28 protein-coding genes are annotated in these 25,047 nt (G+C 61.9%); 15 read left to right on the forward strand and 13 right to left on the reverse strand.

The genetic code is table 11. The features are described 5' to 3' along the window. Nucleotides 1–97 precede the first annotated feature (97 nt). The 6 genes from eglC (at nt 98) to AC0L2V_RS08265 (ending at nt 8,906) form a co-directional block, all read left to right on the forward strand. Entirely contained in the window at nt 98–1,489 is a 1,392-nt protein-coding gene (eglC, locus tag AC0L2V_RS08240; RefSeq protein WP_236388236.1) for an endo-1,3-1,4-beta-glycanase EglC, read from the forward strand. Nucleotides 1,490–1,573: 84 nt separating this feature from the next. Beyond that, entirely contained in the window at nt 1,574–3,328 is a 1,755-nt protein-coding gene (locus AC0L2V_RS08245; RefSeq protein WP_473519868.1) for a type I secretion system permease/ATPase, read from the forward strand. Beyond that, nucleotides 3,328–4,638 carry an HlyD family type I secretion periplasmic adaptor subunit gene (locus AC0L2V_RS08250; protein WP_473509722.1) on the forward strand — a complete coding sequence of 437 codons (1,311 nt, stop codon included), beginning with the start codon at nt 3,328–3,330 and terminating at the stop codon, nt 4,636–4,638. Before AC0L2V_RS08245 ends, AC0L2V_RS08250 begins: the two co-directional genes overlap by 1 nt. A gap of 82 nt (nt 4,639–4,720) precedes the next feature. After that, nucleotides 4,721–5,014: a hypothetical protein gene (locus tag AC0L2V_RS08255; protein WP_473509723.1), complete on the forward strand. Its 294-nt coding sequence runs from the start codon at nt 4,721–4,723 to the stop codon at nt 5,012–5,014. A gap of 560 nt (nt 5,015–5,574) precedes the next feature. Then, nucleotides 5,575–6,237: a dienelactone hydrolase family protein gene (locus AC0L2V_RS08260; protein ID WP_473519869.1), complete on the forward strand. Its 663-nt coding sequence runs from the start codon at nt 5,575–5,577 to the stop codon at nt 6,235–6,237. Nucleotides 6,238–6,359: 122 nt separating this feature from the next. Further along, a complete protein-coding gene (locus tag AC0L2V_RS08265; RefSeq protein ID WP_473519870.1) occupies nt 6,360–8,906 on the forward strand; it encodes an NAD-dependent epimerase/dehydratase family protein in 2,547 nt (848 codons plus the stop codon). Nucleotides 8,907–9,009: 103 nt separating this feature from the next. On the opposite strand, the gene AC0L2V_RS08270 is transcribed toward AC0L2V_RS08265, so the two are convergent. Continuing rightward, nucleotides 9,010–9,264 carry a DUF982 domain-containing protein gene (locus AC0L2V_RS08270; RefSeq protein WP_091590175.1) on the reverse strand — a complete coding sequence of 85 codons (255 nt, stop codon included), beginning with the start codon at nt 9,262–9,264 and terminating at the stop codon, nt 9,010–9,012. A 113-nt stretch (nt 9,265–9,377) separates the two neighbouring features. Between AC0L2V_RS08270 and AC0L2V_RS08275 the strand changes: the two genes are divergently transcribed. The 8 genes from AC0L2V_RS08275 (at nt 9,378) to AC0L2V_RS08310 (ending at nt 14,759) form a co-directional block, all read left to right on the forward strand. Continuing rightward, complete coding sequence (locus AC0L2V_RS08275; RefSeq protein WP_473513140.1) at nt 9,378–9,977, forward strand: metallophosphoesterase family protein; 600 nt, start codon at nt 9,378–9,380, stop codon at nt 9,975–9,977. 384 nt (nt 9,978–10,361) lie between these two features. Further along, complete coding sequence (locus AC0L2V_RS08280; RefSeq protein WP_473513138.1) at nt 10,362–11,516, forward strand: DUF3182 family protein; 1,155 nt, start codon at nt 10,362–10,364, stop codon at nt 11,514–11,516. A 55-nt stretch (nt 11,517–11,571) separates the two neighbouring features. Further along, the gene (locus tag AC0L2V_RS08285) at nt 11,572–11,976 is read left to right on the forward strand and encodes a SpoIIAA family protein (protein ID WP_473519871.1); all 405 of its coding nucleotides are present in this window, start codon (nt 11,572–11,574) and stop codon (nt 11,974–11,976) included. A gap of 20 nt (nt 11,977–11,996) precedes the next feature. Continuing rightward, complete coding sequence (locus AC0L2V_RS08290; RefSeq protein WP_473513137.1) at nt 11,997–12,218, forward strand: hypothetical protein; 222 nt, start codon at nt 11,997–11,999, stop codon at nt 12,216–12,218. A gap of 118 nt (nt 12,219–12,336) precedes the next feature. Next, a complete protein-coding gene (locus AC0L2V_RS08295) occupies nt 12,337–12,510 on the forward strand; it encodes a hypothetical protein (protein ID WP_245268652.1) in 174 nt (57 codons plus the stop codon). 188 nt (nt 12,511–12,698) lie between these two features. Further along, the gene (locus AC0L2V_RS08300) at nt 12,699–13,226 is read left to right on the forward strand and encodes a YciE/YciF ferroxidase family protein (protein WP_023799488.1); all 528 of its coding nucleotides are present in this window, start codon (nt 12,699–12,701) and stop codon (nt 13,224–13,226) included. Between the two features lie 275 nt (nt 13,227–13,501). Further along, nucleotides 13,502–14,053, forward strand: coding sequence for a hypothetical protein (locus tag AC0L2V_RS08305; protein ID WP_245268651.1), 552 nt, complete (start codon nt 13,502–13,504; stop codon nt 14,051–14,053). Nucleotides 14,054–14,195: 142 nt separating this feature from the next. Further along, on the forward strand, nt 14,196–14,759 hold the full coding sequence (locus tag AC0L2V_RS08310) for a sigma-70 family RNA polymerase sigma factor (RefSeq protein ID WP_027153520.1): 564 nt from the start codon (nt 14,196–14,198) through the stop codon (nt 14,757–14,759). On the opposite strand, the gene AC0L2V_RS08315 is transcribed toward AC0L2V_RS08310, so the two are convergent. Further along, the gene (locus tag AC0L2V_RS08315) at nt 14,760–14,942 is read right to left on the reverse strand and encodes a hypothetical protein (RefSeq protein WP_023801247.1); all 183 of its coding nucleotides are present in this window, start codon (nt 14,940–14,942) and stop codon (nt 14,760–14,762) included. Between the two features lie 269 nt (nt 14,943–15,211). On the opposite strand from AC0L2V_RS08315, the gene AC0L2V_RS08320 reads away from it, so the two are divergent. Then, nucleotides 15,212–15,427, forward strand: coding sequence for a hypothetical protein (locus AC0L2V_RS08320; RefSeq protein WP_473513135.1), 216 nt, complete (start codon nt 15,212–15,214; stop codon nt 15,425–15,427). On the opposite strand, the gene AC0L2V_RS08325 is transcribed toward AC0L2V_RS08320, so the two are convergent. The 11 genes from AC0L2V_RS08325 to AC0L2V_RS08375 all read right to left on the reverse strand — a co-directional run bounded on the left by AC0L2V_RS08325 (nt 15,424) and on the right by AC0L2V_RS08375 (nt 25,002). Next, nucleotides 15,424–16,458, reverse strand: a complete 1,035-nt coding sequence (locus tag AC0L2V_RS08325) for a class I SAM-dependent methyltransferase (protein ID WP_473519872.1) — start codon at nt 16,456–16,458, stop codon at nt 15,424–15,426. The two genes, AC0L2V_RS08320 and AC0L2V_RS08325, sit on opposite strands and share 4 nt — an antisense overlap. Beyond that, the gene (locus AC0L2V_RS08330) at nt 16,455–17,444 is read right to left on the reverse strand and encodes a GNAT family N-acetyltransferase (RefSeq protein WP_473513133.1); all 990 of its coding nucleotides are present in this window, start codon (nt 17,442–17,444) and stop codon (nt 16,455–16,457) included. Before AC0L2V_RS08330 ends, AC0L2V_RS08325 begins: the two co-directional genes overlap by 4 nt. A 9-nt stretch (nt 17,445–17,453) precedes the next feature. Continuing rightward, nucleotides 17,454–18,518: a glycosyltransferase gene (locus tag AC0L2V_RS08335; RefSeq protein WP_473513131.1), complete on the reverse strand. Its 1,065-nt coding sequence runs from the start codon at nt 18,516–18,518 to the stop codon at nt 17,454–17,456. Further along, nucleotides 18,515–19,366, reverse strand: a complete 852-nt coding sequence (locus tag AC0L2V_RS08340) for a PIG-L deacetylase family protein (protein WP_473513130.1) — start codon at nt 19,364–19,366, stop codon at nt 18,515–18,517. The genes AC0L2V_RS08335 and AC0L2V_RS08340 overlap by 4 nt, the downstream gene beginning before the upstream one ends. Before the next feature lie 7 nt (nt 19,367–19,373). Continuing rightward, entirely contained in the window at nt 19,374–20,306 is a 933-nt protein-coding gene (locus AC0L2V_RS08345; protein WP_287217076.1) for a glycoside hydrolase 5 family protein, read from the reverse strand. After that, on the reverse strand, nt 20,299–21,060 hold the full coding sequence (locus tag AC0L2V_RS08350; RefSeq protein WP_473513129.1) for a TIGR04290 family methyltransferase: 762 nt from the start codon (nt 21,058–21,060) through the stop codon (nt 20,299–20,301). Before AC0L2V_RS08350 ends, AC0L2V_RS08345 begins: the two co-directional genes overlap by 8 nt. 2 nt (nt 21,061–21,062) lie before the next feature. Further along, nucleotides 21,063–21,866, reverse strand: coding sequence for a sugar phosphate nucleotidyltransferase (locus tag AC0L2V_RS08355; RefSeq protein WP_023801255.1), 804 nt, complete (start codon nt 21,864–21,866; stop codon nt 21,063–21,065). Next, the gene (locus tag AC0L2V_RS08360; protein ID WP_473513128.1) at nt 21,866–22,981 is read right to left on the reverse strand and encodes a CgeB family protein; all 1,116 of its coding nucleotides are present in this window, start codon (nt 22,979–22,981) and stop codon (nt 21,866–21,868) included. The genes AC0L2V_RS08355 and AC0L2V_RS08360 overlap by 1 nt, the downstream gene beginning before the upstream one ends. A 13-nt stretch (nt 22,982–22,994) precedes the next feature. Next, nucleotides 22,995–23,591 (reverse strand): histidine phosphatase family protein, encoded by a 597-nt coding sequence (locus AC0L2V_RS08365; RefSeq protein WP_473513127.1) that lies wholly within the window; start codon nt 23,589–23,591, stop codon nt 22,995–22,997. Further along, nucleotides 23,588–24,691: an inositol-3-phosphate synthase gene (locus tag AC0L2V_RS08370; RefSeq protein WP_473513126.1), complete on the reverse strand. Its 1,104-nt coding sequence runs from the start codon at nt 24,689–24,691 to the stop codon at nt 23,588–23,590. Before AC0L2V_RS08370 ends, AC0L2V_RS08365 begins: the two co-directional genes overlap by 4 nt. A 161-nt stretch (nt 24,692–24,852) precedes the next feature. Beyond that, nucleotides 24,853–25,002: a hypothetical protein gene (locus tag AC0L2V_RS08375; protein ID WP_084646751.1), complete on the reverse strand. Its 150-nt coding sequence runs from the start codon at nt 25,000–25,002 to the stop codon at nt 24,853–24,855. Nucleotides 25,003–25,047: the final 45 nt, after the last annotated feature.

Genomic DNA, 25,047 nt, shown 5'->3' on the forward strand with positions numbered 1-25,047 from the left:
TAACCTTCCGAACTGGAAAGTGAAAAAGTACTGGCTACTTTTGCCCTCGATAGATGTTAGGGCTGCTATCGAGCGAGACAAAGGAGAAAACACCGGGATGGCCACGGTTCTGAACGCCAAGGGCGTTCCACTTGCCTACAGCGGCTCCTCCGCAAGGTGGTATTCGGCGACGAATTCCGGCCCGACCCTTTATGGCAGCACATACAACGACTCGATGTATGGCGACGCTGCCGTCACCGTCACAATGCGTGGCGGCAAGGGCGACGACATCTATTATCTGTATGCCGCGAAAAACAAGGCGGTCGAGCTGTCCGGCGAGGGCGTGGACACCATCTCTACCTGGATGAGCTACAAGCTCCCGGCGAATTTCGAGAACCTGACGGTCACCGGCGACAAACGCTATGCTTTCGGAAACGAGCTGAACAACATCGTTACCGGCGGCTCCGGCCAACAGACGCTCGACGGCTTGCAGGGCGATGACGTGCTCAAGGGCGGATCCGGGGCGGACATTTTCGTCGTCAACCCCGGCAACGGCAGTGACCTGATCCTGGACCTTGGCGCGACGGATACGGTTCGCGTCGGGAGCTACGGCTTCACCTCCTTCGAAGAGGTGCGCGCCAACATGGTGCAGTCGGGAGCCAACGTCCGGCTAAATCTGTCCGACGGCGAGTTTCTCGTCTTCGCCAACAAGACCATCGGCGATTTCACTGCAAGCCAGTTCAAGCTGGCCGTGGACAGGTCTGCCCTGGAACTGACCTTTTCGGACGAGTTCGATACGTTGGACCTGTGGAACGGCTCGAGCGGCACCTGGGATTCGAATTACTGGTGGGGGGCCGAGAACGGCAGCACGCTCACGAGCAACAATGATCTTCAATGGTACATCGATACCGACTACGCCCCGACACGCTCCGTCAATCCGTTCAGCATCGAGGACGGCGTTCTCACCATTACCGCCGCCCGGGCTCCTGAGGCGATCCGTCCCTACATAAATAACTACGAATACACGTCAGGGTTGCTGACGACCTACGAATCCTTCGCGCAGACCTACGGCTATTTTGAAATTCGCGCCGACATGCCCGAAACACAAGGGGCATGGCCGGCCTTCTGGCTTCTCCCGGCGGACGGCTCCTGGCCACCGGAACTGGACGTCATCGAGATGTTCGGTAAAGATCCAAACAAGCTCATCCTGACAGGCCACTCGAACGCGACGGGAACGCATACAACAGTAGGCACGACGGCCTATGCCGCGGATACCGAAGGGTTCCACACGTATGGCGTGCTTTGGACAGAAGACGAACTCGTCTGGTATTTCGACGACGTCGAAGTCGCTCGTGCCGCAACGCCTGCCGACATGCATGACCCGATGTATATGCTGGTGAATATGGGGATTGGTGGCCAGGCGGGAGAGCCCGCCGACGAGCTTGCGACGCCTGCCGAAATGCAGATCGACTACATCCATGCCTATGCGTTGCAAGACTGGGTTATCTGACATTTGACAGATGGACTCGGCACCGACACGTTCGTCATCATTTCGGGCGCGGCCATTGCCGCCTGAGACCGAACTGGAACTGATGTGAAGCCGACGTCGCATCCCATTCCACCCGAGCCGCCGCGAACGACACTCGCGGCGGTTTTGGCTTCCTTCCGGCGAGCGTTGGGCGGAATTGCGTTGATGAGCGGCGTCGTCAATGTCCTGGCGCTGACCGGCTCGTTCTTCATGCTGCAGGTCTATGATCGTGTCATACCCGGCCGCAGCGTGCCGACGCTCGTCGGGCTCGCCGTGTTTGCCGGCACACTTTTCGTTTTTCAGGGCGTTCTCGAACTCATCCGGTCGCGTTTGCTGGTGCGCATCGGGATGGCGCTGGACGCGCGCTTGAGCGGACAGGTCTATGCCGCCCTCATGCGTCTGCCGCTGCGAACCAAGCTCGCAGGCGACGGCCTTCAATCGTTGCGCGACCTTGACCAGGTGCGATCGTTCATGTCGAGCGCCGGCCCGACCGCGCTTTTCGACCTGCCGTGGATGCCGCTCTACCTGGCAATCTGCTTCCTGTTCCATTTCTGGATCGGCATGACGGCGCTGGCCGGCGTGGTCATTCTGTTCAGCCTGGCATTGCTTGCCGAAATTCGCACGAGAGAGCCCGCCAGAAAGGCAAACAGTCAAGCGGCAGCGCGCAATACACTTGCCGAAGCGACACGTCGCAATGCCGAGGTTCTGCAGGCCATGGGCTTTGGCTCGCGCATCGCCGAGCGCTGGTCAGGGATCAATGCCGGCTATCTCGACACCAATGCAACGGCCAGCGACCTTGCCGGGACGCTCGCAACGATCGCGAAGATCCTGCGCATGATGCTGCAATCGGGCATCCTGGCGATCGGCGCTTATCTGGTCATCCATCAGGAAGCGACCGGCGGCATCATGATCGCCAGTTCGATCATGATGAGCCGGGCGCTCGCACCGATCGAACTGGCTATCGCCCACTGGAAGGGCTTCGTCACCGCCCGCCAGGCCTGGGCCCGCTTGACCCAGCTTTTGGTCCTGCTTCCCGAAACTGCGACAAGTATCTCGCTGCCTGCTCCGAGATCTGCTCTTTCGGTCGAAAGTATCAGTGTCGCACCGCCGGGTGAGCGCCGGATGGTCGTGCAGGACGCCACCTTTGCACTGGGACAGGGCGTCGGCCTCGGCATCGTCGGGCCGAGCGCTTCGGGCAAGTCATCGCTCGTGCGCGCGATTGCCGGCATATGGCTCCCGGTTCGCGGCACCGTCAGGCTGGATGGCGCAACACTCGACCAATGGTCGCCGGAAGAACTGGGCAAGCATGTCGGCTATCTGCCGCAGGATGTGCAACTGTTCGACGGCACCATTGCCGAGAACATCGCGCGCTTCGAGCCGCAAGCGCCTTCCGACAAGATATTGGCGGCTGCGCGCGCGGCCGGCGTTCATGAACTCGTCATCCACCTGGCGGAAGGCTACGAGACACGCATCGGCGAGGCCGGTTCGGCGCTTTCGGCTGGCCAGAGGCAGCGGGTGGCGCTTGCCCGGGCTCTCTACGGTGACCCGTTTCTGGTTGTTCTCGACGAGCCTAACTCCAACCTCGACGCGGAAGGCGAGGCCGCGTTGACGGTGGCGATTCAAGCTGTTCGCGCGCGAGGCGGTATTGCCATCGTGGTCGCACATCGGCCCAGCGCGCTGGCCAGCCTGGATCAGGTTCTTGTGATGGCGAACGGCCGTATTCAGGCCTTTGGCCCGAAGAATGAGATCTTGAACAAGATAACCCGCCCAGCGGGCGTTCCCTTGAAGGTCGTTTCCGGACTTGAAGAGACGGCATCCTGATGGCGCAACGCACGATATTCGCAGCCGATCGCACCATTCGACGCTATCTGCTTGGCGGTGTCGCAACCTGCATCCTGCTGGTTGGCGGGGCGGGGAGCTTGGCCGCCGTCACCGAGATTTCCGGAGCCGTCATCGCTTCGGGAAAGCTGGTTGTCGATTCCAGCGTCAAGAAGGTGCAGCATCCGACGGGTGGCGTTGTCGGTCAAATCTTCGTCCGGGAAGGCGATGCCGTGCAATCGGGCAAGGTCTTGATCCGCCTCGATGAGACCATCACCCGGGCCAATTTGGCGATCGTCTCGAAGAGCCTGGACGAATTCGAGGCGCGGCTGGCTCGCCTTGAGGCCGAGCGCGACGGCAAGGCAAGCATCGTCTTTCCAGCTTCGCTTGTGTCACGCCAGGATGCCCCCGAGATTGGTCGGGCGATGGCCGGCGAGCAATCTCTGTTCGAATTTCGCCGACAGGCACGCGCCGGTCAGAAGGCTCAGTTGCAGGAGCGCATTGCGCAGCTTGCCGAAGAGGTTTCCGGCTTGACCGAGCAAAGAGATGCCAAGAGCCAGGAAATCAAGTTGATCGGCTTTGAACTCGAAGGCATGCGCAGACTTTGGCAACGCAAGCTGGTTTCGATCGATCGTATTACTGCGCTTGAACGCGATGCCGTGCGGCTTAAAGGCGAGCACGGGCAACTGACTGCGGCCATAGCGCAATCGAAGGGTCGTACCTCCGAAATCCGTTTGCAGATCATCCAGATCGACCAGGATTTGCGCAGCGAAGTGGCAAGCGAACTGCGAGACGTCCAGGCAAAGATCTCCGAGTCCGTCGAGCGCAAGGTTTCGGCCGAAGATCAGCTCAAACGCATCGACATACGCAGTCCGCAGAACGGTGTCGTTCATCAGCTCGGCGTGCACACGGTCGGTGGCGTTATATCTCCAGGCGAGCTCATCATGCTGATTGTCCCGGTGACGGACGACCTGACCGTCGAGGCGCGTGTGGCTCCGCAAGACATCGATCAGTTGACGCCAGGGCAAGGCGCGACCCTGCGGCTGTCTGCATTCAATCAGCAAACGACGCCGGAACTGAATGGTGCCGTCAGCAAGATTTCCGCCGACCTCAATGTCGATGAGAAAACCGGCACCGGCTTTTACACCGTGCATGTTGCTTTACCGCGCACAGAGCTTGGCCGGCTCAAGGGCGTGGCCCTGGCGCCAGGCATGCCTGTCGAGGTGTTCTTTTCGACCGGCAACCGCACCATGCTGTCCTATCTCGTAAAACCTTTGGCGGATCAGATCCAGCGAGCTTTCAGGGAGCAGTAGGCCCTCTCTGCGAGCCGACGAGCTGAATTCCGGAACAAGGATGCGATTTTGCCGTTTCGCCTGAAACCGGAAGCGATCCCACATGTCCGAGTTGACGAATGAAGAGATCGAGGGTCGGCTCAATGCCCAGCGAGAGACTCTGGCGCTGGTCGTCGCGCTGCTTGCCGGCCCCGACAAGTCAGAGCGAATATGGGCCGAACTGGAAGCCCGCTTTCAATTCCAGAACAATCAGGAAGACCCCGGCGCCGTGCCAAGCCGTGCATTCGCCATTGAGAGCGCGATGATGCGGGAATTCAAGCTGATCTTCGAGGAAGCGCGAGCACGCAAGGCGGAATGGAATGCCGACAAGCCATCCACAAGCGCCGCCAGTTCCTGACGGGGACTGCCGCCCGGCCTGCAGCATCTCTCACGCTGGGGATTAGCTACAGCCACCACGCCTTCGTCATCCCAGGGCGGAGCAGGAGCGAAGCGACGTCGCGTAGACCCTGGGATCCATGCCGTGACATCAGAGCGTCATGACGGTGCAGAACCTTTGATGGCGGAGCGAGGCGCCCCCCTCTGTCCTGCCGGAAATCTCCCCCACTTGGGGGGAGATCGGCCTTCATCAATGATTTCGCCAACCACCAACCTTGCAAAAAGGACGCTGCCTCGAAGCTGCCGATCTCCCCCCTCGTGGGGGAGATGCCGAGTCTTGGGCAAAGAGGGCAGGACAGAGGGGGGCGCGAAGGATCGCTACGGAGCGCTTTTGTTCTGGTCCGCTGCATTCCTCGGCTGAGGTAACGGCATGCATCCCAAGGTCTGCGCCGCGTCGCTCCGGATGGAGGCCATATTTTTTCTGACCTTCCCCGGAAACATTTCCGCCATGCCAGTGTTTAACGCACTGAGTGGGCGCGAGGCGCAGTTCCTCTGCTGCGATCCTCCCTTTGGAGTGTAACGATGCCGGCAACCGCCATGACAGAGGTCGAGGAGGTCAGGATCGAGCCCGGCGGGCTCGTCGGGCTGCTGGGCGTGCCGCACGGTGCGCAAGGCATCGTCATCTTCGCTCATGGCAGCGGAAGTGGACGGCTCAGTCCGCGCAACAATCACGTGGCCGCTGCACTTCGGCAGGCCGGACTGGCGACCCTTCTCGTCGACCTGTTGACGTCGATCGAGGAAGGCGACAGGCGAAACGTCTTCGACATTGACCTGCTCGCATCGCGGCTCGCGCTGGCCACGCATTGGGCGGCTGCCGAAGCCCGTACCAGAAGGCTTGTTCCGCTCTATTTCGGGGCAAGCACTGGCGCCGCAGCCGCGCTGGCCGCCGCACGCCCGGATGCAGCTATCGCGGCTGTCGTCTCGCGCGGCGGCCGGCCCGATCTGGCGATGGACGTGTTGCCGGCCGTGCGTGCCCCGACACTGCTTCTGGTCGGCAGCCTGGACGGGCCGGTGATCGGGATGAACCAGCGGGCCCTTGCAGCGCTGAAGGGCGAGAAACAGTTGATCATTATCGACGGTGCCGGCCACCTCTTCGAGGAGCCGGGCACAATGGATGAAGTGATCAGGCACGCCACGCGATGGTTCCTCGATCATCTCGCGCCTCCGGAAAGGCCGAGGCAATGATCCTGGGCAGGTCAAAGCGCGAGAAACAAAATGAATCCAGTTCCAAGTTGCCGGGCGAGCCGAGCAAGGCCAAAGCGCATCGCGCCATCGGGCCGCTCTTCCAACACGGTCGGGCCTGAGCCATGGCAAATCACGGCACGACCCTTCCGACGGTTCTTGTCACCGGCAGCAGCGGCTTCCTGGGGCAGGCGATCGCGCGAGGCTTGATCGACCGCTATCGCGTCATCGGCCTCGACGTCGCAAAACCCAAGCATGCCCCCGCCGGCATGGAGACGATCGAGATCGATCTCACCTCCGATGAGGGCGTGAGCAGGGCTGTGCAGGCGGCACGGGAGCGCAGCGGCGGCCGCATCGCTTCGGTCGTCCATCTTGCCGCCTATTATGACACGACCGGCGAGGACAACCCAAAATATGACGCCGTCACCGTGCAGGGCACGCGCCGGCTGCTGAAGGCGCTGACGGCGGTCGAGAGCGAACAGTTCGTGTTCTCCAGCACGCTTCTCGTCCATGCGCCAAGCCCGGAGAAGGGCGCGAAAATCAATGAGGACTCGCCGCTTGACCCGGCCTGGGCCTACCCAAGATCGAAAGCCGAAACCGAGGCGCTGATTTCGCGGGAGCGCGGCCAGATCAAGACGGTGACCCTGCGGCTCGCCGGCGTCTATGACGAAGACTGCCGGGCCGCCTTTATTGCCCAGCAGATCGCCCGCATCTTCGAACGCTTGCCGACCGCGTATCTGTTCGCCGGCGATATCACCGCCGGCCAGCCCTATCTGCACAAGGACGATCTCGTCGATGCAGTGGTGCGCACCGTCGACCGGCGCGCCGAACTTCCGGCCGAGACCGTGCTTCTGATCGGCGAAGAAGACACACCGTCATACGAGGAGATGCAGAAGCGCATCGGCCGGCTCATCCATGGCGAGGACTGGCGCACCCTGGCGCTGCCGAAGCAACTGACGAAGCTCGGCGCGTGGGTGCAGACGGAGGTGCTCGACCAGGACACCGACATCAAACCGTGGATGATCGAGAACTCGGACGATCATTACGAGATCGACATTTCGCGGGCCAAAACCCTGCTGGGCTGGGCGCCCAAACACAATCTGCTGGACACTCTACCGGAGATGATCCGCCGGCTGAAGCAGGACCCCACGGACTGGTATGCGGCCAACAAGCTCGATCCGCCCGTTGTCGCGGCTTCTGACCCCGAGATCGAGCAGGCCGAAAGGCGCCTCAAGGGACCGCTCGAGCGAAGCAAGGAAGAGGTCGAAGCGGCGATAAAACGGCATCGGTCGAGGACGCTCTGGGCGCCGATGACCAACGCTGCGCTTGGGCTGTGGCTGGTCACCTCGCCAATGACAATTGGCCTGTTCGATCCCGTCACAGCCGCAATGCCACCCGCTCTGGGGCACGCTGTCGCGGAGCCGCAATTGCGCAACGCAGGCCTCGGCGTCAGCGAGATCGTTTCCGGCCTGCTGGTGACGGCCTTTGCGTTGATGGGCATGTCCCGACGCTGGCGCTGGGTGCAGTGGATCACGGCGTCGCTCGGCGTTTGGGTGATGCTGGCGCCGTTGCTGTTCTGGACGACCAGCGCCGCCGCCTATGCCATCGACACGCTCGTCGGCATGCTGATCGTCGCCTTTGCGGTGATGATCCCGCCGACCCCTGGCATCAGCCGCCGCGCGCTGGCGGCCGACGACGACATTCCGCTGGGCTGGACCTATTCGCCATCGACCTTCACGCAGCGGATACCGATCGTGGCGCTGGCCTTCGTCGGCCTGTTCGTCTCGCGCTATCTCGCCGCCTTCCAAATGGGCCACGCGGATGGGCTGTGGGATCCGTTCTTCGGCCCCGGTGGCGCGCCGGTGCGCAACGGCAGCGAGGCGGTGGTGACGTCATGGGTCTCGAAGGGTTTTCCAGTCGCCGATGCCGGGCTCGGCGCCTTCGCCTATTGCCTCGATATCCTCGCCGGTGCGATCGGCGACCGACGGCGCTGGCGCACCATGCCGTGGATGGTGCTCCTGTTCGGCCTGCTGATCGTTCCGCTTGGCGTGGTCAGTGTGTCCTTCATCATCATCCAGCCACCGCTGATTGGCGCGCTGTGCACGCTCTGCATTCTCCAGGCCGCCGTCACGGTGGTGCTGATCCCTTACTCCGTCGACGAGGTGCTGGCGACCATCCAGTATCTCTGGGGCGCCACGAGGGCAGGCGAGCCGTTCTGGCGTACCTTCTGGATGGGCGGACCGGCGCTGTCGGAGAACCAGACGCCTGGCGCCGATCTCGACCGTCCGGTTTTCGAGGTGCTGAAGGAATTTGTCACCGGCGGCGTCAACTTCCCGTGGACGCTGGCAGCAAGTACGCTGCTCGGCGCCTTGCTGATGACCACGCCATTGATCTTCGGCACGCAGCCACCGCTTTACTTCAGCGATCATGTCGTCGGCTGTCTCATTATCATGGTCGCAGTCACGGCCATGGCCGAAGTGGTCCGGCCGCTACGCTTCCTCAATGTCGTGCTTGGCGCATGGGTCGCGGTGTCCCCCTTCGTGCTTGCCGGCGGTGAAACCCCGGCGATGGTGGCGGACGTTGCGATCGGTCTGGCGCTGATCGTGCTCAGCCTGCCGCGCGGCACGCGCAGTGACCAGCACTATGGCGGTTGGGATCGAGCGATTGTCTGAGCAACTCGACCTCAGCGCCTGGCAAGGCGAAGCGCGCGTGACGATCTGCAGGAGCAGGTCAAGGAAGAGATCGGATGGCCTGACAAGGCTCTGCCTGACGGGGCTAGATTTGTTCGCCGAGCAGGATCCTCGCGTCCTTGGCCGCGACGATGAACGCCTGGCGTGCGACCCTTGGCGGCTTTTCGCCGCGGATAACAGCAAGGCAGGCTGCGATTGCAGCCAGTCGCGTCTTGGACGCTGGCGTCGGCCAGTCCTTCAGCAGCACTTCAGCCGCATCGGAGACAGACAAGACAACCCTGTCACGATCGATCCGACCGGGTTGAACGACAATTGGCTTTCTGAAACGTCTCGTGCGCACGACACTCTCCAAAGCGAGGAGTATGTTAGCCGCGTCTGATCTTGTTGGCCACCTCAAATGTTAATTGCGGGAAGGCGAGGTTCGGACAACGTCCGCAAAGGCTGTGAACGACCATGATCTATTTCACGGCCGACACACATTTCAGCGATCCCCGCATTCTGCGCATCGATCGCCGCCCGTTCGGCTCGCTGGCCGAACACGATCGAGCGCTGATTTCGCTCTGGAACGAAACCGTCAGCCCGAGTGACCAGATCTGGCATCTCGGCGACTTTGCCAAGGGATCGGCCGAATTCGTTGCATCGCTGCTGTCGTCTCTTCATGGCGAGAAGCATCTTATTATCGGCAACAACGATGGCGCGGCGACCATAGAGGCTGCGGGTTGGGCCAGCACACAGCATTACAAGGAACTGACGATAGACGGCAGGTTGCTGATCCTTTGCCACTATCCTTTTCGCACCTGGAATCAGATCGGCAAGAAATCGATCAATCTGCATGGCCATTCCCACGGCAGGCTGAGCCCGGTCACACGCCAGTACGACGCCGGCGTCGACAGCTGGGATTTCCGCCCGGTCACCCTTTCCGCCATCCTTGCAAGCCGACGGCGGCACCCCTCCACTTCGTCATCCCAGGGCGGAGCAAGGAGCGAAGCGACGCGCGCAGACCCTGGGATCCATTCCGTGACGTCAGCCGAAGAATGCAGCGGGTCAGAATAAAAGCGCTCCGCAGCGATCCTTCGCGCCCCCCCTCTGTCCTGCCGGACATCTCCCCCACGAGGGGGGAGATTGGCCTTCATCACTGATTTCGCCAACCACCAACCGTGCAAAAAAGGGACGCTGTCCGCGAAGCTGCCGATCTCCCCCCGTGTGAGGGAGATGTCCGGCAGGACAGAGGGGGGCGCTGTCCGTCGGCGATCAAAGGTTCTGCACCGCAGCGCGCTCCAAGGTCACGGCTGGATACCAGCGTCTGCGCCCGCGCGGCGAGCCTGCCAATCCGGGCTGAACGTTCTGCCATCTGCTGCGTTCTCCCGGGGACAGGGCGCGTAGGACCGCAACATCGGCGCCCAATGCCCATAACGAGGAAGCACCGGAACGACCGATATGACCGAGCACAGAGGCACTCAGCCGAGCCAGCCAAAAGGCACCGTGATCGCATTCTCCGAGCCGGGCTGCGAGCCTCTCTACGCTCACGAGCGGGAAGCCATAGCTGCCGTCGCCCGCACCATTGCCACCCTCAAGGGGTTTGCCTTCCGGCAGGGTCTAGGCCACAGCAGCGGCAATGGCGGGCGCTTGTACTTCGTGCCGGACGACAGCTTGCTTGCCAGCGATGCGGCACGGCTGGGTATCAACGGGCCGCAAGACCTCTTCGGCGGCGTGGTGCCTTGGCGATTCGCGACCACCAAGGCCATAACCCACGAACTGGTCGACGACCTGGCCGAACGACCGAAGGAATGGTCAACCGGCTTCGGCAGAACTGTCGCCGCCGCAGTATTGCCTGGCTACACCGTGTTTTCGCGGCACGATGCGCTGCGAGCAGCGCAACGCCTGCTGAGGCATGGGCTGGCCCGGCTCAAGCCACCGCTTGCCTCGCGAGGCCAGGACCAGCACATCGTTCGCACGGTTGCTGACGTCGAGAGACTGCTCGAGCGATACCGCTCCCCCGACTTGAACGAGTACGGTCTGGTGCTCGAAGCTGACCTTCGTGACGTCGTCACTTTGAGTGTTGGCAGAACCGAGATCGACGAAACCATGGTCGCCTACTACGGCACTCAAACGACGACGACTGATAATGCGGGACAATCCGTTTATGGCGGGTCGGACCTCATTGTCGTGCGCGGCGGATGGGAAGCTCTCGAAGACCTTCAGCTTCCCCGCGCACTGGGTTCGGCAATTGCGCAGGCGAGGGCCTATGACGCGGCGATGGCTGAGTATCCTGGATTTTTCGCCTCGCGGCGTAACTACGATATCGGCCAGGGTGTCGATTCGTCGGGTATCTGGCGATCCGGTGTGCTCGAGGCCAGCTGGCGCATTGGCGGCAGCAGCACGGCCGAGCTTGCGGCAATAAAGATCATGAAGCAGGACCCGGACATCCAACTGGTGCGTGCGTCCGCGGTCAAGACGTTCGGCAATACCAGCCGGTTGCCTGACAACGCCGACGTTCACTTTCAGGGAGAAGACCCCGATGAGGGTCCGATCACGCGCTATACCGTCGTCACGAATGCGACCCGGGAGCCGCCAAGGAAAGCGGTGGTTTAGTGTCTAAAAACGCTTAGGACCAGGGAACATCCGTCGGCGGCTTGAGTTGTTCGGCATGATCCCGAAAACCAATCCGAAGGAGGAAAAAGTGATCGAGGTTATTTCTGCTCCTGAGAATGTCGCCGCATTTCGCGTTGCCGGTACCGTGACCGCGGAGGACTACGACAAGATCATCCCGACCATCGAAGAGAAACTGAGCGAACATGAAGAGATCGGCATCCTGGCCGACCTTACCGATCTGGAGGACATGACGGGCGACGCGTTGCGCCGCGATCTGCAGTACGGCTTGAGCAAACTTGGCGAACTCCACCGCTTCCAGCGTGCCGCAGTGGTGTCCGAAAAACAGTGGATCAAGGCAGCTACCGAAATGACGGGCGCACTGTTCCCGCAGATCGAGGCGCGGGTGTTCCCGGCGGACGAAAAGACCCAGGCTCTGCAGTGGGTAGCACGCGTTCAATAGCGGTATCTAGGGGAGCGGCCATGCCAACCATCTACAACAAACGACAGAATTCGGACGGGCTGTGGGAAGTCTACGACGACGAGAGTGAGGAAGCCGTCGTGGTTGACGGCATGCCGCTTTCCGGCCTCGATGAATTCGAAGCCAATGAGGCCATTCGAAAACTCAAGCGGGGTGAGGTGACTTCCGACAACATTCCGCCGACTGCCCAGTCTGGCTGGCCTCCGACCAAAGACGGCATATAATCAATGCAAGCGTCCTGCCCCGGCGCGAGCAGGTTGCAGGGGCGACGTTTCCAGTGCATTCTTGCTGTCGTCGATGACCACACAGTATCTTAACCACCAGTTGGAATGCCCTTATTGCTTGACGATAAGGCTGAGGATTCCGGCCGACGCCGGTCCTGACGACCGGATCTTTTGCGACGACTGTGGCGAATTCCTCGGGACCTGGGACGATCTGCTTACCGATTTTGAGAGGCAGGGCGGCCAGGATGGAGTGTTCCGTCTCGACAAGGGCCGTATCAAGCGGATCGATTGAGCCGATTGCTGGCGAAGCCATTTGCTCGCACCGCCGTCTCGCCAGCGTAAGCCTTGCAGCACCTGCGCGGCCTGAGGCGAAAAATTTCCAGCGGCTCGAATCATCAGGGAACTTGTTGCCGGCCGGCGGGGTTATCGGTCGCCTTCCCAGTTAGGGAGGCTAGCTCCAAACCTCAGCGGGAGACGACCATGGCAACTGCGAAAAAAGCTGCGAAAGCGACAACCAAGGGCCTTGAGGACCTGTTCCTCGACGGGCTGAAAGATCTTTACTACGCCGAAAAGAAAATACTGAGGGCGCTGCCGAAAATGGCCAAAAGCGCGGAGTCGGAAAAAGTGACTGCTGCCTTCGAAAAACATCGCATGGAGACGGAAGTTCACGTCGACCGGCTCGAGGAGGTGTTCGAGAAATTTGGCAAGGCGGCACGCGGCAAGACCTGCCCGGCGATCGACGGCATCATTGAAGAAGGCTCCGAGATCCTCGAAGACTATGACGGTGCTCCTGCGCTCGATGCCGGACTGGTCGCAGCGGCGCAAGCCGTCGAACATTACGAGATCGCCCGGTACGGCACTCTTGTCGCCTGGGCGGAACAGATGGGAAAGGCCGACGTCGCCGCCCTTCTCAAGGCAACGCTCAAGGAAGAGGTCGCGACAGACGAAGCGCTGACCGGGTTGGGCGAGGGTGGTGTCAACCAACGTGCCCTCCAAGCCGCCGCCTGATTCCTGGTGGTGACAGGCTTGCGGAGCCCAGGCGAAGATCGCCAGGCTCCGCTCGCAAGATGCAGGTAGTGCCTTGCCGTCCGGGATTCTTGAACCGGCGTGGCCGACTGGCCATTGCCAGGCTTGAATTAGCTTGAACCGGAATCTTCAAGAAGACCAATGGGTCAAAGACATTGCGCAGATGCCAGGTGAGAGAGCCCGCTATCGTTGGCGTTGGCGTTCGGCATGGCGTTGAGTGGCCGAGCGACCCGTTTAGCGAGCCCGGTCGCGGGTGATTGGAACATCTGCCGACCAACGCCGTTGATATGCTCGGCAGGCGAAAGGGGCTGCATATGTCAAAACTTCAGGCGGTGACTCCAGAGCATCTGCAGCGGCTCAAGCTCGAGGCGTCTGCTTATTTTGGTCCGAAAGTACTCCACGAAGCATTGTTGCGTCTTTGCCAGGCTTGCGGACGCGATAGCCTTGACCGGTTCGAGAAGACCATGGTCGATAAGATCGAGGCAATGCGCGATGAGAGGGCCGATTTCGAGACAATGAAGGAATTTGCCATCGAACAGCTTTACGCCTGCGTTCGCGAGGTCAGTAGTTCGCCTGACATGAAACAGCCGCTGGAGGGAGCAGAAGCCCGAAGGACGCCTGGTCGGTCGGAAGAGCCGAAGACCCTGGAAGACCAGTTGCAGGCCGGGCTTGAGGATTCTTTTCCCGCGAGCGACCCGCCGGCGGTGGTGTCAACAGCGATATCCGGCGGGGCGAAAAAGCTGGTCGGGACTGACGAAGTCCTGAAAAAGCAGCGGGAAGAGGCGGCCAAGAACAACGACCGGTCATAGACGGCCGCCCGCCCAATCCGAGATTTTCCAGCACCTTATTTCGATGTCCGGAACGATCCAAACCTTCATGCATTTAGCTAGGTCTGCGTTCATCAACTCTTTCTTGCTGGGAGCTGGACCATTGTCCTCCAGGGGCTACCCCTTGGCCAACCAGGAAACGGACGACGTTTCCATCGTTGACCTGATACCTGCCTTGCGAGCCTTCGCCCGCACCTTCTGCCGGGTTCCCGACGATGCCGACGACCTGGTCCAGGAGACATTGACCAAAGGGCTCGCCAACATCGACAAATTTGAGCCTGGAACGCGTATGAAGTCATGGCTCTTCACCATCATGCGCAATAGCTATTATACGCGCATCAAGGCCGCCGACAGGGAAAAGCCAGGCCTGCTCGACTGCGCCTCCGCAATCCCGATTACGGAAGCGACGCAGGAGTGGTCCGTTCAGAGCAAGGAAGTCTCCAACGCGGTCCAGAGGTTGCCGGAGCATCAGCGCGAGGTCCTGATGCTGATCGGGGTCCTTGGCGTCAGCTATGAAGAAACTGCCGAAATATGCGGTTGCGCGGTTGGAACGGTAAAAAGCCGCCTTAACCGAGCGCGTGCCAGCGTGCTGGAATACCTCGGCGAAAGTTCCTTGCAGACATTGGTGGAACGACGCAATCACCTGTCAGCAGCACAGGGAAACTTCGCAGTCGACAGGCGCCGATAGCTAGTCCTGTTTCTTTGCTTTGCATCGACGCTTCTCGACAAGCGCATTCTGCAATTGAACCGCAAGGTCGGTCAGCTGGTCGGGGACCTTTTCCTGCTCGATAGCAGTCAGCAGAGATGCAATCTTCCGGTCTATTGCCAGCCGGAGTTTCGGGCTGATGCTATCGTCGCTCGAGCGAGACATAGTGTTCTCTTAACGAATCAGTCCCTTCACCAGTGTGGTGACGGCAATCAGAGTTTGCAAGGATTCGCGCGGCCTCACAGTCAGCGCCGTCCCTTGCACAGCCCGTCCTTTGCACAGCATTGTATCGAAGCTGCCGATCTCGTCGGGGAAGCCTATGCTTTCCCCTCGGGTCTTCCCGGCGCTGTTGCCGGGTGCGCTCGACATTTCGACTCTCGTGACCTCGACTGGCCACTGGTCATGATTGGCGTTTGCGGTTGCAGCAGTCAGTCTTGGGAGAGACGATCTGCGGCGTGATACTGATCGGAGTTGATCCGATTGCCATCGAGCCGGCGTTGCTCGGTGTGCTGCTTCTCAGGCTCTGCTGGACAAAGCAAAGCCGCGTTTCCTTGACCTTGTCCTTGGCCAAATCGGTCATCGCGCCGGCCGCCGGAGCCTTTATCTTGACGGCAGAGGTGATGTCTATCTTGCCGCCGGATGCCTTCTAGTCCTCCTTCGGATTGTCGGCACTCACAGGTGCCCTGTCTGTTTGGTGCGCGTGTCTCATTGACGCCCTCGTCTCTTTGACTCCCGAACAATCATTGCGCCGTAATGTTCCCTCGGATGCCACAAGAAGAAAGGCATTGCCGTCCCACAGCCGGAACGGCTTCGCGCCGTCAGCCACGACCTGCATGCCATGGGCTTCGGCGAGGCGGTGAACATCGGCACGATCCAGCGCCGTCGATCCGCGATAGGAGTAATTCAGAAGTGCTGCCACGCCTGACGGTTTCAGAACACGCGCAATTTCCTCGAAATACCGCTCCGCCAGGCCAGCCAGCACCAGATAGGGGAAGCTGTCGACAGCCAGCACGCAATCGAAGCTTGCGTTGGTAAAATCGGCGAGATCGAGACCAAAGGTCTGCCGCAGATCCACATTGCGCAGCCCGGCACATCGCCGACGAGCGACCGAAATCATCTCCAGGGATATGTCGATGCCGACGATCCGGTGCGCGGCATCCGAGAGCGCGCTTTCGAAGCGGCCGATGCCACAACCAATGTCCAGTATGTCCTGGTCGCGGCCGGTGAAGCCTTGCCGCTGCAACCATGCGACGATCTCGTCGGTGGCGGCGGTGAGTTTCTCCTCGTCTCCCAGCGAAGACAGTTGAACGCTCGCCGCCTGGGAAATCGTCGCCGCGGCATCAAAGCCGGCGGCCAGCCGCCTGACGACCGCGGCGTCAGTTTCCCATTCATCGCGTTCGTGGCGGACGGCGGCACCTGTTTGGCGCAGCGTGGTGAAGATGTCAGGCCTGTGACGAAGCAGATCGGCGATCCGCTCCAGTCTGTCGCGTTTTCGCAGGTCGGCTGAACGCATCTCCAGCGCCACATCGGCCAATTCTGCGGCATCGACCCCGGTCTCGAAGCGCAGCGCCAGTCTGGCAATGATGGCGTCGACGCAGGCGCCGTCGGCCATGCACTCCTCGATCAGCATTTTTGCGGTCGATGCCGCCTGGGGCGATGGCTTTCGTCCGGTGGCGCTCATCGAGCCATGCTCCGCGTCCAGACCTTTCGCATTGTCCATTGGTCGACGGCCCCCCAGCCATACTTGTAGCTCTCCTGGCCGCGCAGAAAATCGAACTCCCGCGCCCCTTCACGAGCCGCTTCGGCAATCGCGTGACCGATCAGGATTGCGCCGGGACTTTCCTCGGCATAGGCCGGATCAAAACCGCCAAGGTAGGCGTAGGCGCGGTGGCGATGATGAAATCCGTAATAGGCGCCGACGACCGCATCGTCGATGGCAACAAGCCAGCATCGGACAAGACCCTGTGCGGCAAGCATGGGAAGCGCCTGCCGATGGAATTCTTCTGCAGCCGGATCGGCCAGGACGCCGTCGCCGCGCCCGGCCCAACGCGCGCCGTGAAGGCGGATCAGGTGATCGAAAAACGCTTTGAGATCGGCCTGCGCCGGTATGATGGAGACGCAGCCGCGCCGGCGTGCGGCATTGTGCGCGCGGCGCAACTGGCGTCTTCGCCGCGCCGGAATGCAGACCGCGAGCGCATTGTCGCCAGCGATCGGCAGCACGGGACAAGCGGCGTGGTCGACGGGTTGATCCGCCTCCAGCGCAGGGTGCGCGATAGTGAGACCGGCAGCACCGGCCGGCAGGTCCGGTAAGATCCATTGCGACCAATTGATCGCCAGAACCCGGTCGGCGATGACGGCGGCGACAGCCGCTTCGATGCCGGGGCAACACAGGACATCCAGGTAGTCGCTCAACGAAATCCCAACCGGAAGCAGTCTCGACCCGCAAGTTGCGTGTTCCAGGTAAAGCGGTGCCAATCCCACCAGATCGTCGCCTCGCCAGACGGCGATCGTCGCCAGCTCTCCGGGCGCGAATGCGCGCCACCACGGCACCAGCCAGGCGGGGCTTTGGAACGGCGTCGCTGTCCGGCTGTGCGCCCACAGCTCCCGCCAGCGCGGCGCCAGCGCCTCAAAGGCGGCCGGATCGTCGATGATCTCGGAGCGGAGCATGAAAGCCGCTCACTGCACCGCCGCCAGGCGCCTGCGGCCGGCACCAAGCCCTGCCAGCGCCTGGTAGGCGTCCATGTAAGACGAAATCATTTGGTCGAGCGAAAAGCGCCGCCGCGCCTCGGCCCGGCATGTCTCGGCATCCAGGCCGGAGGCTGCGACGATGGCCTCCGCCATCTCATGGATGTCGTTGACCAGAAAGCCCGTCTTGCCGTGTTCGACCACATCCGGCAGCGCACCGTTTGGAAAGGCGACGACCGGCGTGCCGCAGGCGAGAGCCTCCATCGCGACAAGCGAGCTGGTTTCCGCGGCAAGGCTGGGAATGACCAGGCAGCGGGCGGCGTTGAGAAAGTGCCGCTTTGCGACGAAGCCGAGCGGACCGAGGAAGCGGCGGCGCTGGTCGAGGCGCGGCTGGACTTCGTCACGAAAGTACAGCGTGTGCGTTTCGTAAGGGTAGACCTTGCCGCCGATGATCAGCCGCACGCCAGCCTGTTTGGCCGCGTCCAGTGCCAGGTGGATGCCCTTTTCCGGGCAAATGCGGCTGAGCACCAGCGCGAAGTTGCGCTTGAACTGCCGACCGCTCAGCGCATCGATATCCACGCCGTTTGGAATGGGTGCCAGCAGCCTGGCACCCGGCGGCGCGGTCCTCTGTTGGGCCATCGAGACGGCGTGAAGCCATAGATCGTCGCGGACCGTGCGCAAGGCATCGGTGGGATACCAGTCGAGCGGCAGGTGCAGGCTTACCAGGGTCGGGCCATCATCAGGTAGATAGGCATCAAAATCGATGCCGTGCAGATGAACCACGTCGATCGGCCAACGGGCGCGTGCGACTTCTATCGCGGTGCGGTGAGAGCGCTGTGCCCGTTTCTTCGCCGCATCGTCGAGCACACCTGGTTCAGCAGGCGTCTCGATGAGCACGCCCGCCGCTTTCGAGCCCTGGCAACCGATCACGATGGAAGCGTGTCCCGCGCGCACGAGCGCCTGGTCGAGCATCGACAGCACCTGCTCGGCACCGCCAACCGCATCCGGGCCGACTGGCGCGAGAGGGTAGGCGACGTTCAGGACGGTGAGGGTCATGGCCGGTCGAGCCCAAGCTCCTCATGCGCAGCGGCCGCGGCGTGAAGCCAAACCGCCGGCTCGAAGCCGAGCGGCAGCGCCTCGTAATAAAGCCTGCCGCTGTTCGGCAGCGCCAGGAAATCATAGGCAGGCGCCACCCGGAAACGTTCGATGCGCGCCGTGAACGGCGCCAGCGTCCGTTGCTGTGTCCGGTGGCAGGCCAGCATGCACTGCTTCCGTTCGAAAGCCGCTTCCGTAAGGTGCAATTCGATGCGCTCGCTGCCGGAATGACTGTTGAAATCCTGAAGGATCGTACCCTCAGGCCCGGCCGAATAGAACGCCATTTCGACGATGGCCGGTGCCTGGCGTCCGTCGCGGCGCAGCAAATGGCAGGCCGCATGGACGGCAAAGGCGGTCGCGTCATGATCGGGGTGACCACCTTCATAAGGATGCGTGCAGACGAAGCTGACATCGCGCTCGGCCAAAAGGCCGGTCAGTTCCCGTGCGAGCGAGCCAAGATTTCCGGCCGCCTGCTTGTCGGGATAACCGAGGCTGATCAGGGCCGTCGACGGCAATCCCGCTGCCGCCAGCACCGCCTCCAACTCCCGATGGCGGGCCTCGGCATAGTCCTGCCACGTCTCGAAGCCGTATGCTCGCGCGTCTTCAAGGTCTCGCGGCGCGCCATCGGTGACATGAACGATGCGAGATCCGCGCAAGCCGGCAAGATGCCCGCCGATGCCGATGGTTTCGTCGTCCGGATGCGCGACAACGATCATGATCTCAGCACCGTCCGAGCGGTGCGGAGCAGCACTTAGCAACAAGGCCGCGAATTCGGCAAGCGGTCCGGACCTGTCAGCTGCGTGTTGCATGACACACTCATGCTGCCGAAGCCCGCACCGCTCTGACCGGCGAGGCAGCCATGGCGGGAGCATAGCGGCGGGTCATCGTCGCGCAAAACTCCGCAAATTCCTCCGGCACCAGCGGCGGACTGGTGTGGTGCGGCATCACTCCGCGGTGCTCCGGCGTGAAGCAGAAGGTGATGGTCACGTCGAAATCGGCAAGTGCTTCCATCTGCCGGTCGTACCAATCCAGCGCATTCGGCCTGAAACTGTCGGCCCAGGAAAGCCCGGTGCGCAGATTGGTGACGCCCAGCCGTTTCATCCAGGCGACGGCGTCGTCCAGCCGGGGATCTTCAAAGTGGAACCATTGCACCAGCCCCATCCCGGGTGCGTAACGCAGGAATTCCTCGAGCGCGGGTTTGGGCGTGCCATCTTCGCGGAGCAGGCCCATGTAGAAGTGGCGATAGTAGGAGGAGCCTTCGGCCTCGCGATGACGCGTCGTTGCCCCCCATTCGCGCGGAAGATCGTAGAGGCTGTACCATTGCACGCGCGAGGCATTGCCGAGCAGCAGTTCGGCGCTCCGACGCAAACCCCAGAGCTGGACCTCCTCCGCCCCGAAGCTCGACACACCAACTTCGCTGACCCACACGGGAAGATCGGTGACGGTCGAAATCTCGCCGATCTTCTGGGGCCATTCCTGAATCTGCCAGAGATTCCAGTCGAGTGGGAAGCCATGCACACCGACGGCATCGACATGATCGAGCACCCCGTATTGCTTCATGAGCGCCATGAAATCGGCATCGATCGGCGAAATGCCCCCCAGTATCCTGGTCACGGCCGGGTTTGCCGATGCGATCGCATCGGCGGCCAGTATTGCCATGTTGGCGAAGCGGCTCCAGTCGGGGTCGAGTTCGGGATCCCAATGGGATTTGTTGTTCGGCTCGTTCCAGATCATCGCGGCTTCAATCATGAAGTTGTCCTTTCGACGGGTAGACGGCGCTGCCGCCGGCCGGCTCACCGGCGGCGCGGCAGAAATAAACCTCTTGCTCCGGGTGCAGCACGATCTCGAAGCCGGCGCTGCGCAGTATCGCTTCGGTGCAGGCGCGATTGGGAATCCACCAGTTGGTCGGGTCGTCGGCATAGCGATGCTCGACGAAATGCAGCTTCGGAAACTCCGGCCGGTCGAACAGATCGTGGGTCCAGAAAGGATAATTCTCATCGAGCGCAGGCAGTTCGATGCTGCCCCGCTGCATGGACTGGAAGATCATCAAGTCGCCGGCAACGTGCTCCCGGATCAGATCGAGAGCGAGCAGCGGGTGGCGCAGGTGATACAGCACGCCCATGAACAGGACGATGTCGAATTTCTCCCGCAAGGCGCCAACGTCGTAGACCGACAGCAGCTGGAATTCGATGTCGCAGTCCGCGATTTCGGCGGCGAAGCGCGCCTGCGCCAGATAGGCTTCATCGAAATCGATGCCGAGGACGCGGCCGGCGCCGCGTCGCTTCATCTCGATCGAGTAGAAGCCGGCGTTGCAGCCTATGTCGAGGACGGCCTTGCCGGACAGATCGGCAGGAATGGCGTCGGCGAACTTGCGCCATTTGATCAGCGGGTAGTTGCCGAGGAAATGGTCGGGGGCGGTTTCGACGCCCGCCAGCTCCATGTTGTGGAACCACGGGCCAAGGGCATCGATGCGGCGGCGTATTTCGGCGCTCGAATGCAGCATGGCTAGCCTCCTTCGCCTGGATGGCTTGGTATTGCTTGCCCCGGCAGCACGAACATGAGGTTTTTCGGGTCCTCCAACGTAGTGTCGTTGTTCTCGAGCAGCCGAAGCGCCGTGCGGTAGCCGTTGAACGTGCCGACGTCGACATAGGCGGTGCCTGCCTTGACGCCGCAAGCCTCACCGCCTGCCGCCAGATAGGCGTTGATCAGGGTGCCGACATATTCGTCGCTTTGATCCCGCTCGCGCCAAAGCGCGGCAAGCTGGTGAAGTATGCAGCCCGGCATCTTGAACGCCCCCCAGATCCAGTTCGATGCGGCGCCTTGTTGCTTGACCTGGATCTCTTTCACCCGGTCATCCCCGTCGAGAACGACGGCATCGAAGAGTTCCGGGTGATCCACTGGGAAGAGCAAAAACGACAGCCGGTCGTCCGGCAGGCGGCAAAAGCCATCTTCCGGAAACCAGATCGTGTCCGGCAGGCCGACCAGAACCGTCTCGTCCGCCGCGACCAGCGGCGCGGCGCGGAAGATCGCGTCGCAAAGACCGACGGGGTTGGGCTGCACGACAAACAATGCGGCGGCGTCGCCGTAGCCGGCGGCGTAGTATTCGAGAATGTCCGATTTTCCCGATCCGATGACAAAGCAGATCTTGTCGACCCCGTTGCGCACCATGCGACGCACCAGATACTCGCTCACCGCGCAAGGACGCTCGGTCTGGCCGTCGATTCGGCTGCCGACCGGCAGGAGCTCCTTCGAGAAGCCGAGCGGTTGAATGCGGCTGCCGCGGCCGGCGGCGGGCACGATGCCCAACATCAGATTGCTTCCTTCAACGGCTCGCCCGCCGCCAAGCCCTGCCCCAAGCCCGGCAATGAATCGGACAGGAGGCGGTCCAGTTCCCTGGCGCGCTGCGCAGAGGTGTGTTCGTCCAACACCCGCTCGCGCGCCCGGCGCCGGATGGCGTCGACTTCGCTGTCAGGCAAGCCGACTGCCGCGACCACGTCGTCGGTGCTGTCCGCCAGGATGATCTCGCTGCCGGGCTGGAAAAAACTGCTCAGCCCGGGCCAGGTGTCGCTCACGATCGCCGCGCCGCAGGCTGCCGCCTCGAACAGCCTGCCCGAAGGACACCAGCCCCTCTTGGCCATCGCCTCGCGCGTCACGTTCAGCGTCAGGCGCGATGAGCAGAAGAAGGCCGGATGATCCGCAGGCGGAAGGTGCCTGACAAAGAAGATGTTTTCGCTCCACGGAAATTCATGCGGATATTGGGCGCCGCCGATGACGAAACGGCGGTCCGGCATGCGCGCTGCCGTGCGGACCAGCAGCTTTTCGACGCCGGCCTGGCGATCGGCCGCATACGTTCCGAGATAGGACAAATCCCCGGCGAATTCAGCCCGGGGCTGGGCCGGCCGGTGTCGGTCGGGATCGACATGGCCGTAGAGAGGCAAGACTCGGCGGGCGCCCAGCAGCGTTTTCAGCGCATCGATTGCGGTTCCCCCCGTATAACTGAGGGCGAGGTCGAAATCGTGAAGGCCCTCGGGCCCGTAATAGGCCGGTCGTAGACCTTGTTCTATCCGGGCGAGCGTGACCGGGGTGTCGAGATCGTAGAAAACCTTCAGCCCGCGACAGGCCTGCTGCGCCAGGCGCGATGCCTCCACGGCGTCGGGGCAATAGGACGTGACGATGACGACGTCGGATTCCCCGATAGCCTGTTCCGCGACACGGCGAATGTCCTCCCACTCCGGATAGAGAACGACATCGCCGCCATCGAGATGGTCAAGATCGCGTGCGCCGGCATAGTACGGGGTATTGCGTTCGAAAAAGCTGACCGACCAGCCCAGGCGACCGAGCGCACGGATCAGCCCGCGCCACAGCGTCGCGTGTCCGTTTCCCCACGAGGAGGTGACGGTGAGACCGAAAATGACCATACGCATCCGGCAGTCCTCGTCAGGCGGCTTCGTTCAGTCGGATCAGCTTGGAGCCCCAGTCACCGGACACGACCGTGGTGATCGAAGCGGGGTCGATATCGAAGCGAAAACAGTCTCCCAGCGGCAAGCCGAGCACCTTGCAGACGGCGGCTTTGATCACGTCGGCATGGCTGACCAGTGCCACGGACTGGTTTTGGTAGCGTTTGCGAAGCTGCTGCATCAGCGAGACGACACGTTGCTGGACGTCCAGCATTGTCTCGCCGCCGGGCGTCCTCGCCTGCTGGCGTTGACTGTTCCACGTCAGCCAGTCGGCGTCCTGGCTCAACTCTTCGAAGGTCTTGCCCGACCACGCGCCGAAGTCGATCTCATCGAGTTCCTGGCGGATTGTAATCTTCTCGCGATTGCAGGCGATTGCGATCGGTTTTGCGGTTTCCAGTGTTCGTTCGCGCGGGCTGCAACTGATGGCCGCCAGCGGCCGCGCCGCCATGTGGCTGGCCAGGCGCGAGGCTTGTGCCCTGCCGGTTTCGCCAAGGCAAACTCCAGCCATGCGTCCGGCAAGATAGTCGCCGACATTGTCGTGCGCCGCATGGCGGATCAAGAAGAACGTCGTCGTCATTCCGCGGCATCAAGCATCGGCTCGTCCCTCCCGGCGATGAAAGACAGCGTGCGCAGGCGTGCCTCGGCATCGGTGAACTGCTCGGGCGGCGACTTCATGAAATAGCTGCAAGGGCCGGTCAGCGCCCCCGCGATGCCGCGGTCAAGCGCCAGTTTGGCGCAGCGGACAGCGTCGATAACGACTCCGGCCGAGTTGGGCGAATCCCATACTTCCAGTTTGAGCTCTGCATTCAGCGGCACGCCGCCGAACGTCGTGCCTTCAACGCGGATGTAGGCCCATTTTCGATCGGTAAGCCAGGGCACATGGTCGCTGGGGCCGACATGGATGTTGCCGGCCTCCAGGGGGACGTCGAACTGGCTGGCTACGGACTGTGTCTTGGAGATTTTCTTCGATTCCAGCCGCTCCCGTTCCAGCATGTTGAGGAAATCGGTGTTGCCGCCGAAGTTCAGCTGGTAGGTGCGATCGAGGCGGACGCCGCGCTCGCGGAACAGATTGGCGAGCAACCGGTGCACGATCGTCGCGCCGACCTGGCTTTTGATATCGTCGCCGACCAGCGGCAGGCCGCGCTGTTCAAAGCGCCGGCGCCATTCCGGCCGCGATGCGATAAAGACCGGTATGCAGTTGACGAAGGCGCAGCCGGCCTCGAGCGCGCACTCGGCATAAAAACGCGTGGCTTCTTCGGAGCCGACCGGCAGATATGAGACCAGTACGTCCGCGCCGCTTTCCCGAAGCAGCGCGCTGACATTCGCGACCGGCTCTTCTGCCTCCTCGATCGCATCGCGCAGATATTTGCCGATGCCGTCAAGCGTCGGTCCGCGCTCGACGCGAACGCCGGTTGCCGAAACATCGGCAAAGCGGAAGGTATTGTTGGGCGCATTGTATATGGCTTCGGCCACATCACGCCCAACTTTGCCCTTGGCGACGTCGAAAGCACAAACCACCTCGATCTCGGCGACATGATAGCCGCCAAGATCAGCATGCATCAGGCCCGGTATCGGCTCATTGCCTCTGGCGTCCCGATAATATGAGAGGCCCTGGACAAGGGAGGATGCGCAATTGCCGACGCCGGCTATTCCAATCCGTACCTTTTTTGATCCCACGAAACTGCCGCCATCGCTGTTGAAGGTAAGTTCCTCGCGCCGAACTGTCAGCTGCCAGGAATGTTCCTTGCGACCTGGAAAAATCACCAACCTCTTCGGATCAAAGTTGCGCCCTGTATTTTACGTTGCCTAGGCCGATCGAAGCCTGAGCGACGCGAGCCTCAATCGAGCGTTCGCAGCATATCCGCTTCTTTTTCCAGGATGGTGGCCACTTCCTCGCGCTCAAGATGCGTCATCATCAGGCTCACACAGCATTCGAGGTAGGTGATCGAGGCACGTCTCAGAAAGGCAGCCGCTTCCCGTTCTGCCATTTGCTCGATGTCCCTGGCGGATCGTTTTCGATGCACGGGTCCGTT

This window comes from Mesorhizobium sp. WSM4814, assembly GCF_055811595.1.

Bases quoted from the DNA above. Each gene is read 5' to 3' on its own strand.
- AC0L2V_RS08265 (WP_473519870.1), top strand. From the start codon at position 6,360: ATGGCAAATCACGGCACGACCCTTCCGACGGTTCTTGTCACCGGCAGC.
- eglC (WP_236388236.1), top strand. From the start codon at position 98: ATGGCCACGGTTCTGAACGCCAAGGGCGTTCCACTTGCCTACAGCGGC.
- AC0L2V_RS08345 (WP_287217076.1), bottom strand. From the start codon at position 20,306: ATGATTGAAGCCGCGATGATCTGGAACGAGCCGAACAACAAATCCCAT.
- AC0L2V_RS08250 (WP_473509722.1), top strand. From the start codon at position 3,328: ATGGCGCAACGCACGATATTCGCAGCCGATCGCACCATTCGACGCTAT.
- AC0L2V_RS08255 (WP_473509723.1), top strand. From the start codon at position 4,721: ATGTCCGAGTTGACGAATGAAGAGATCGAGGGTCGGCTCAATGCCCAG.
- AC0L2V_RS08375 (WP_084646751.1), bottom strand. From the start codon at position 25,002: ATGGCAGAACGGGAAGCGGCTGCCTTTCTGAGACGTGCCTCGATCACC.
- AC0L2V_RS08315 (WP_023801247.1), bottom strand. From the start codon at position 14,942: ATGTCTCGCTCGAGCGACGATAGCATCAGCCCGAAACTCCGGCTGGCA.
- AC0L2V_RS08330 (WP_473513133.1), bottom strand. From the start codon at position 17,444: ATGCTCCGCTCCGAGATCATCGACGATCCGGCCGCCTTTGAGGCGCTG.
- AC0L2V_RS08365 (WP_473513127.1), bottom strand. From the start codon at position 23,591: ATGACGACGACGTTCTTCTTGATCCGCCATGCGGCGCACGACAATGTC.
- AC0L2V_RS08280 (WP_473513138.1), top strand. From the start codon at position 10,362: ATGACCGAGCACAGAGGCACTCAGCCGAGCCAGCCAAAAGGCACCGTG.
- AC0L2V_RS08290 (WP_473513137.1), top strand. From the start codon at position 11,997: ATGCCAACCATCTACAACAAACGACAGAATTCGGACGGGCTGTGGGAA.
- AC0L2V_RS08350 (WP_473513129.1), bottom strand. From the start codon at position 21,060: ATGCTGCATTCGAGCGCCGAAATACGCCGCCGCATCGATGCCCTTGGC.
- AC0L2V_RS08355 (WP_023801255.1), bottom strand. From the start codon at position 21,866: ATGTTGGGCATCGTGCCCGCCGCCGGCCGCGGCAGCCGCATTCAACCG.
- AC0L2V_RS08300 (WP_023799488.1), top strand. From the start codon at position 12,699: ATGGCAACTGCGAAAAAAGCTGCGAAAGCGACAACCAAGGGCCTTGAG.
- AC0L2V_RS08260 (WP_473519869.1), top strand. From the start codon at position 5,575: ATGCCGGCAACCGCCATGACAGAGGTCGAGGAGGTCAGGATCGAGCCC.
- AC0L2V_RS08335 (WP_473513131.1), bottom strand. From the start codon at position 18,518: ATGACCCTCACCGTCCTGAACGTCGCCTACCCTCTCGCGCCAGTCGGC.
- AC0L2V_RS08325 (WP_473519872.1), bottom strand. From the start codon at position 16,458: ATGAGCGCCACCGGACGAAAGCCATCGCCCCAGGCGGCATCGACCGCA.
- AC0L2V_RS08360 (WP_473513128.1), bottom strand. From the start codon at position 22,981: ATGCGTATGGTCATTTTCGGTCTCACCGTCACCTCCTCGTGGGGAAAC.
- AC0L2V_RS08275 (WP_473513140.1), top strand. From the start codon at position 9,378: ATGATCTATTTCACGGCCGACACACATTTCAGCGATCCCCGCATTCTG.
- AC0L2V_RS08340 (WP_473513130.1), bottom strand. From the start codon at position 19,366: ATGCAACACGCAGCTGACAGGTCCGGACCGCTTGCCGAATTCGCGGCC.
- AC0L2V_RS08285 (WP_473519871.1), top strand. From the start codon at position 11,572: ATGATCCCGAAAACCAATCCGAAGGAGGAAAAAGTGATCGAGGTTATT.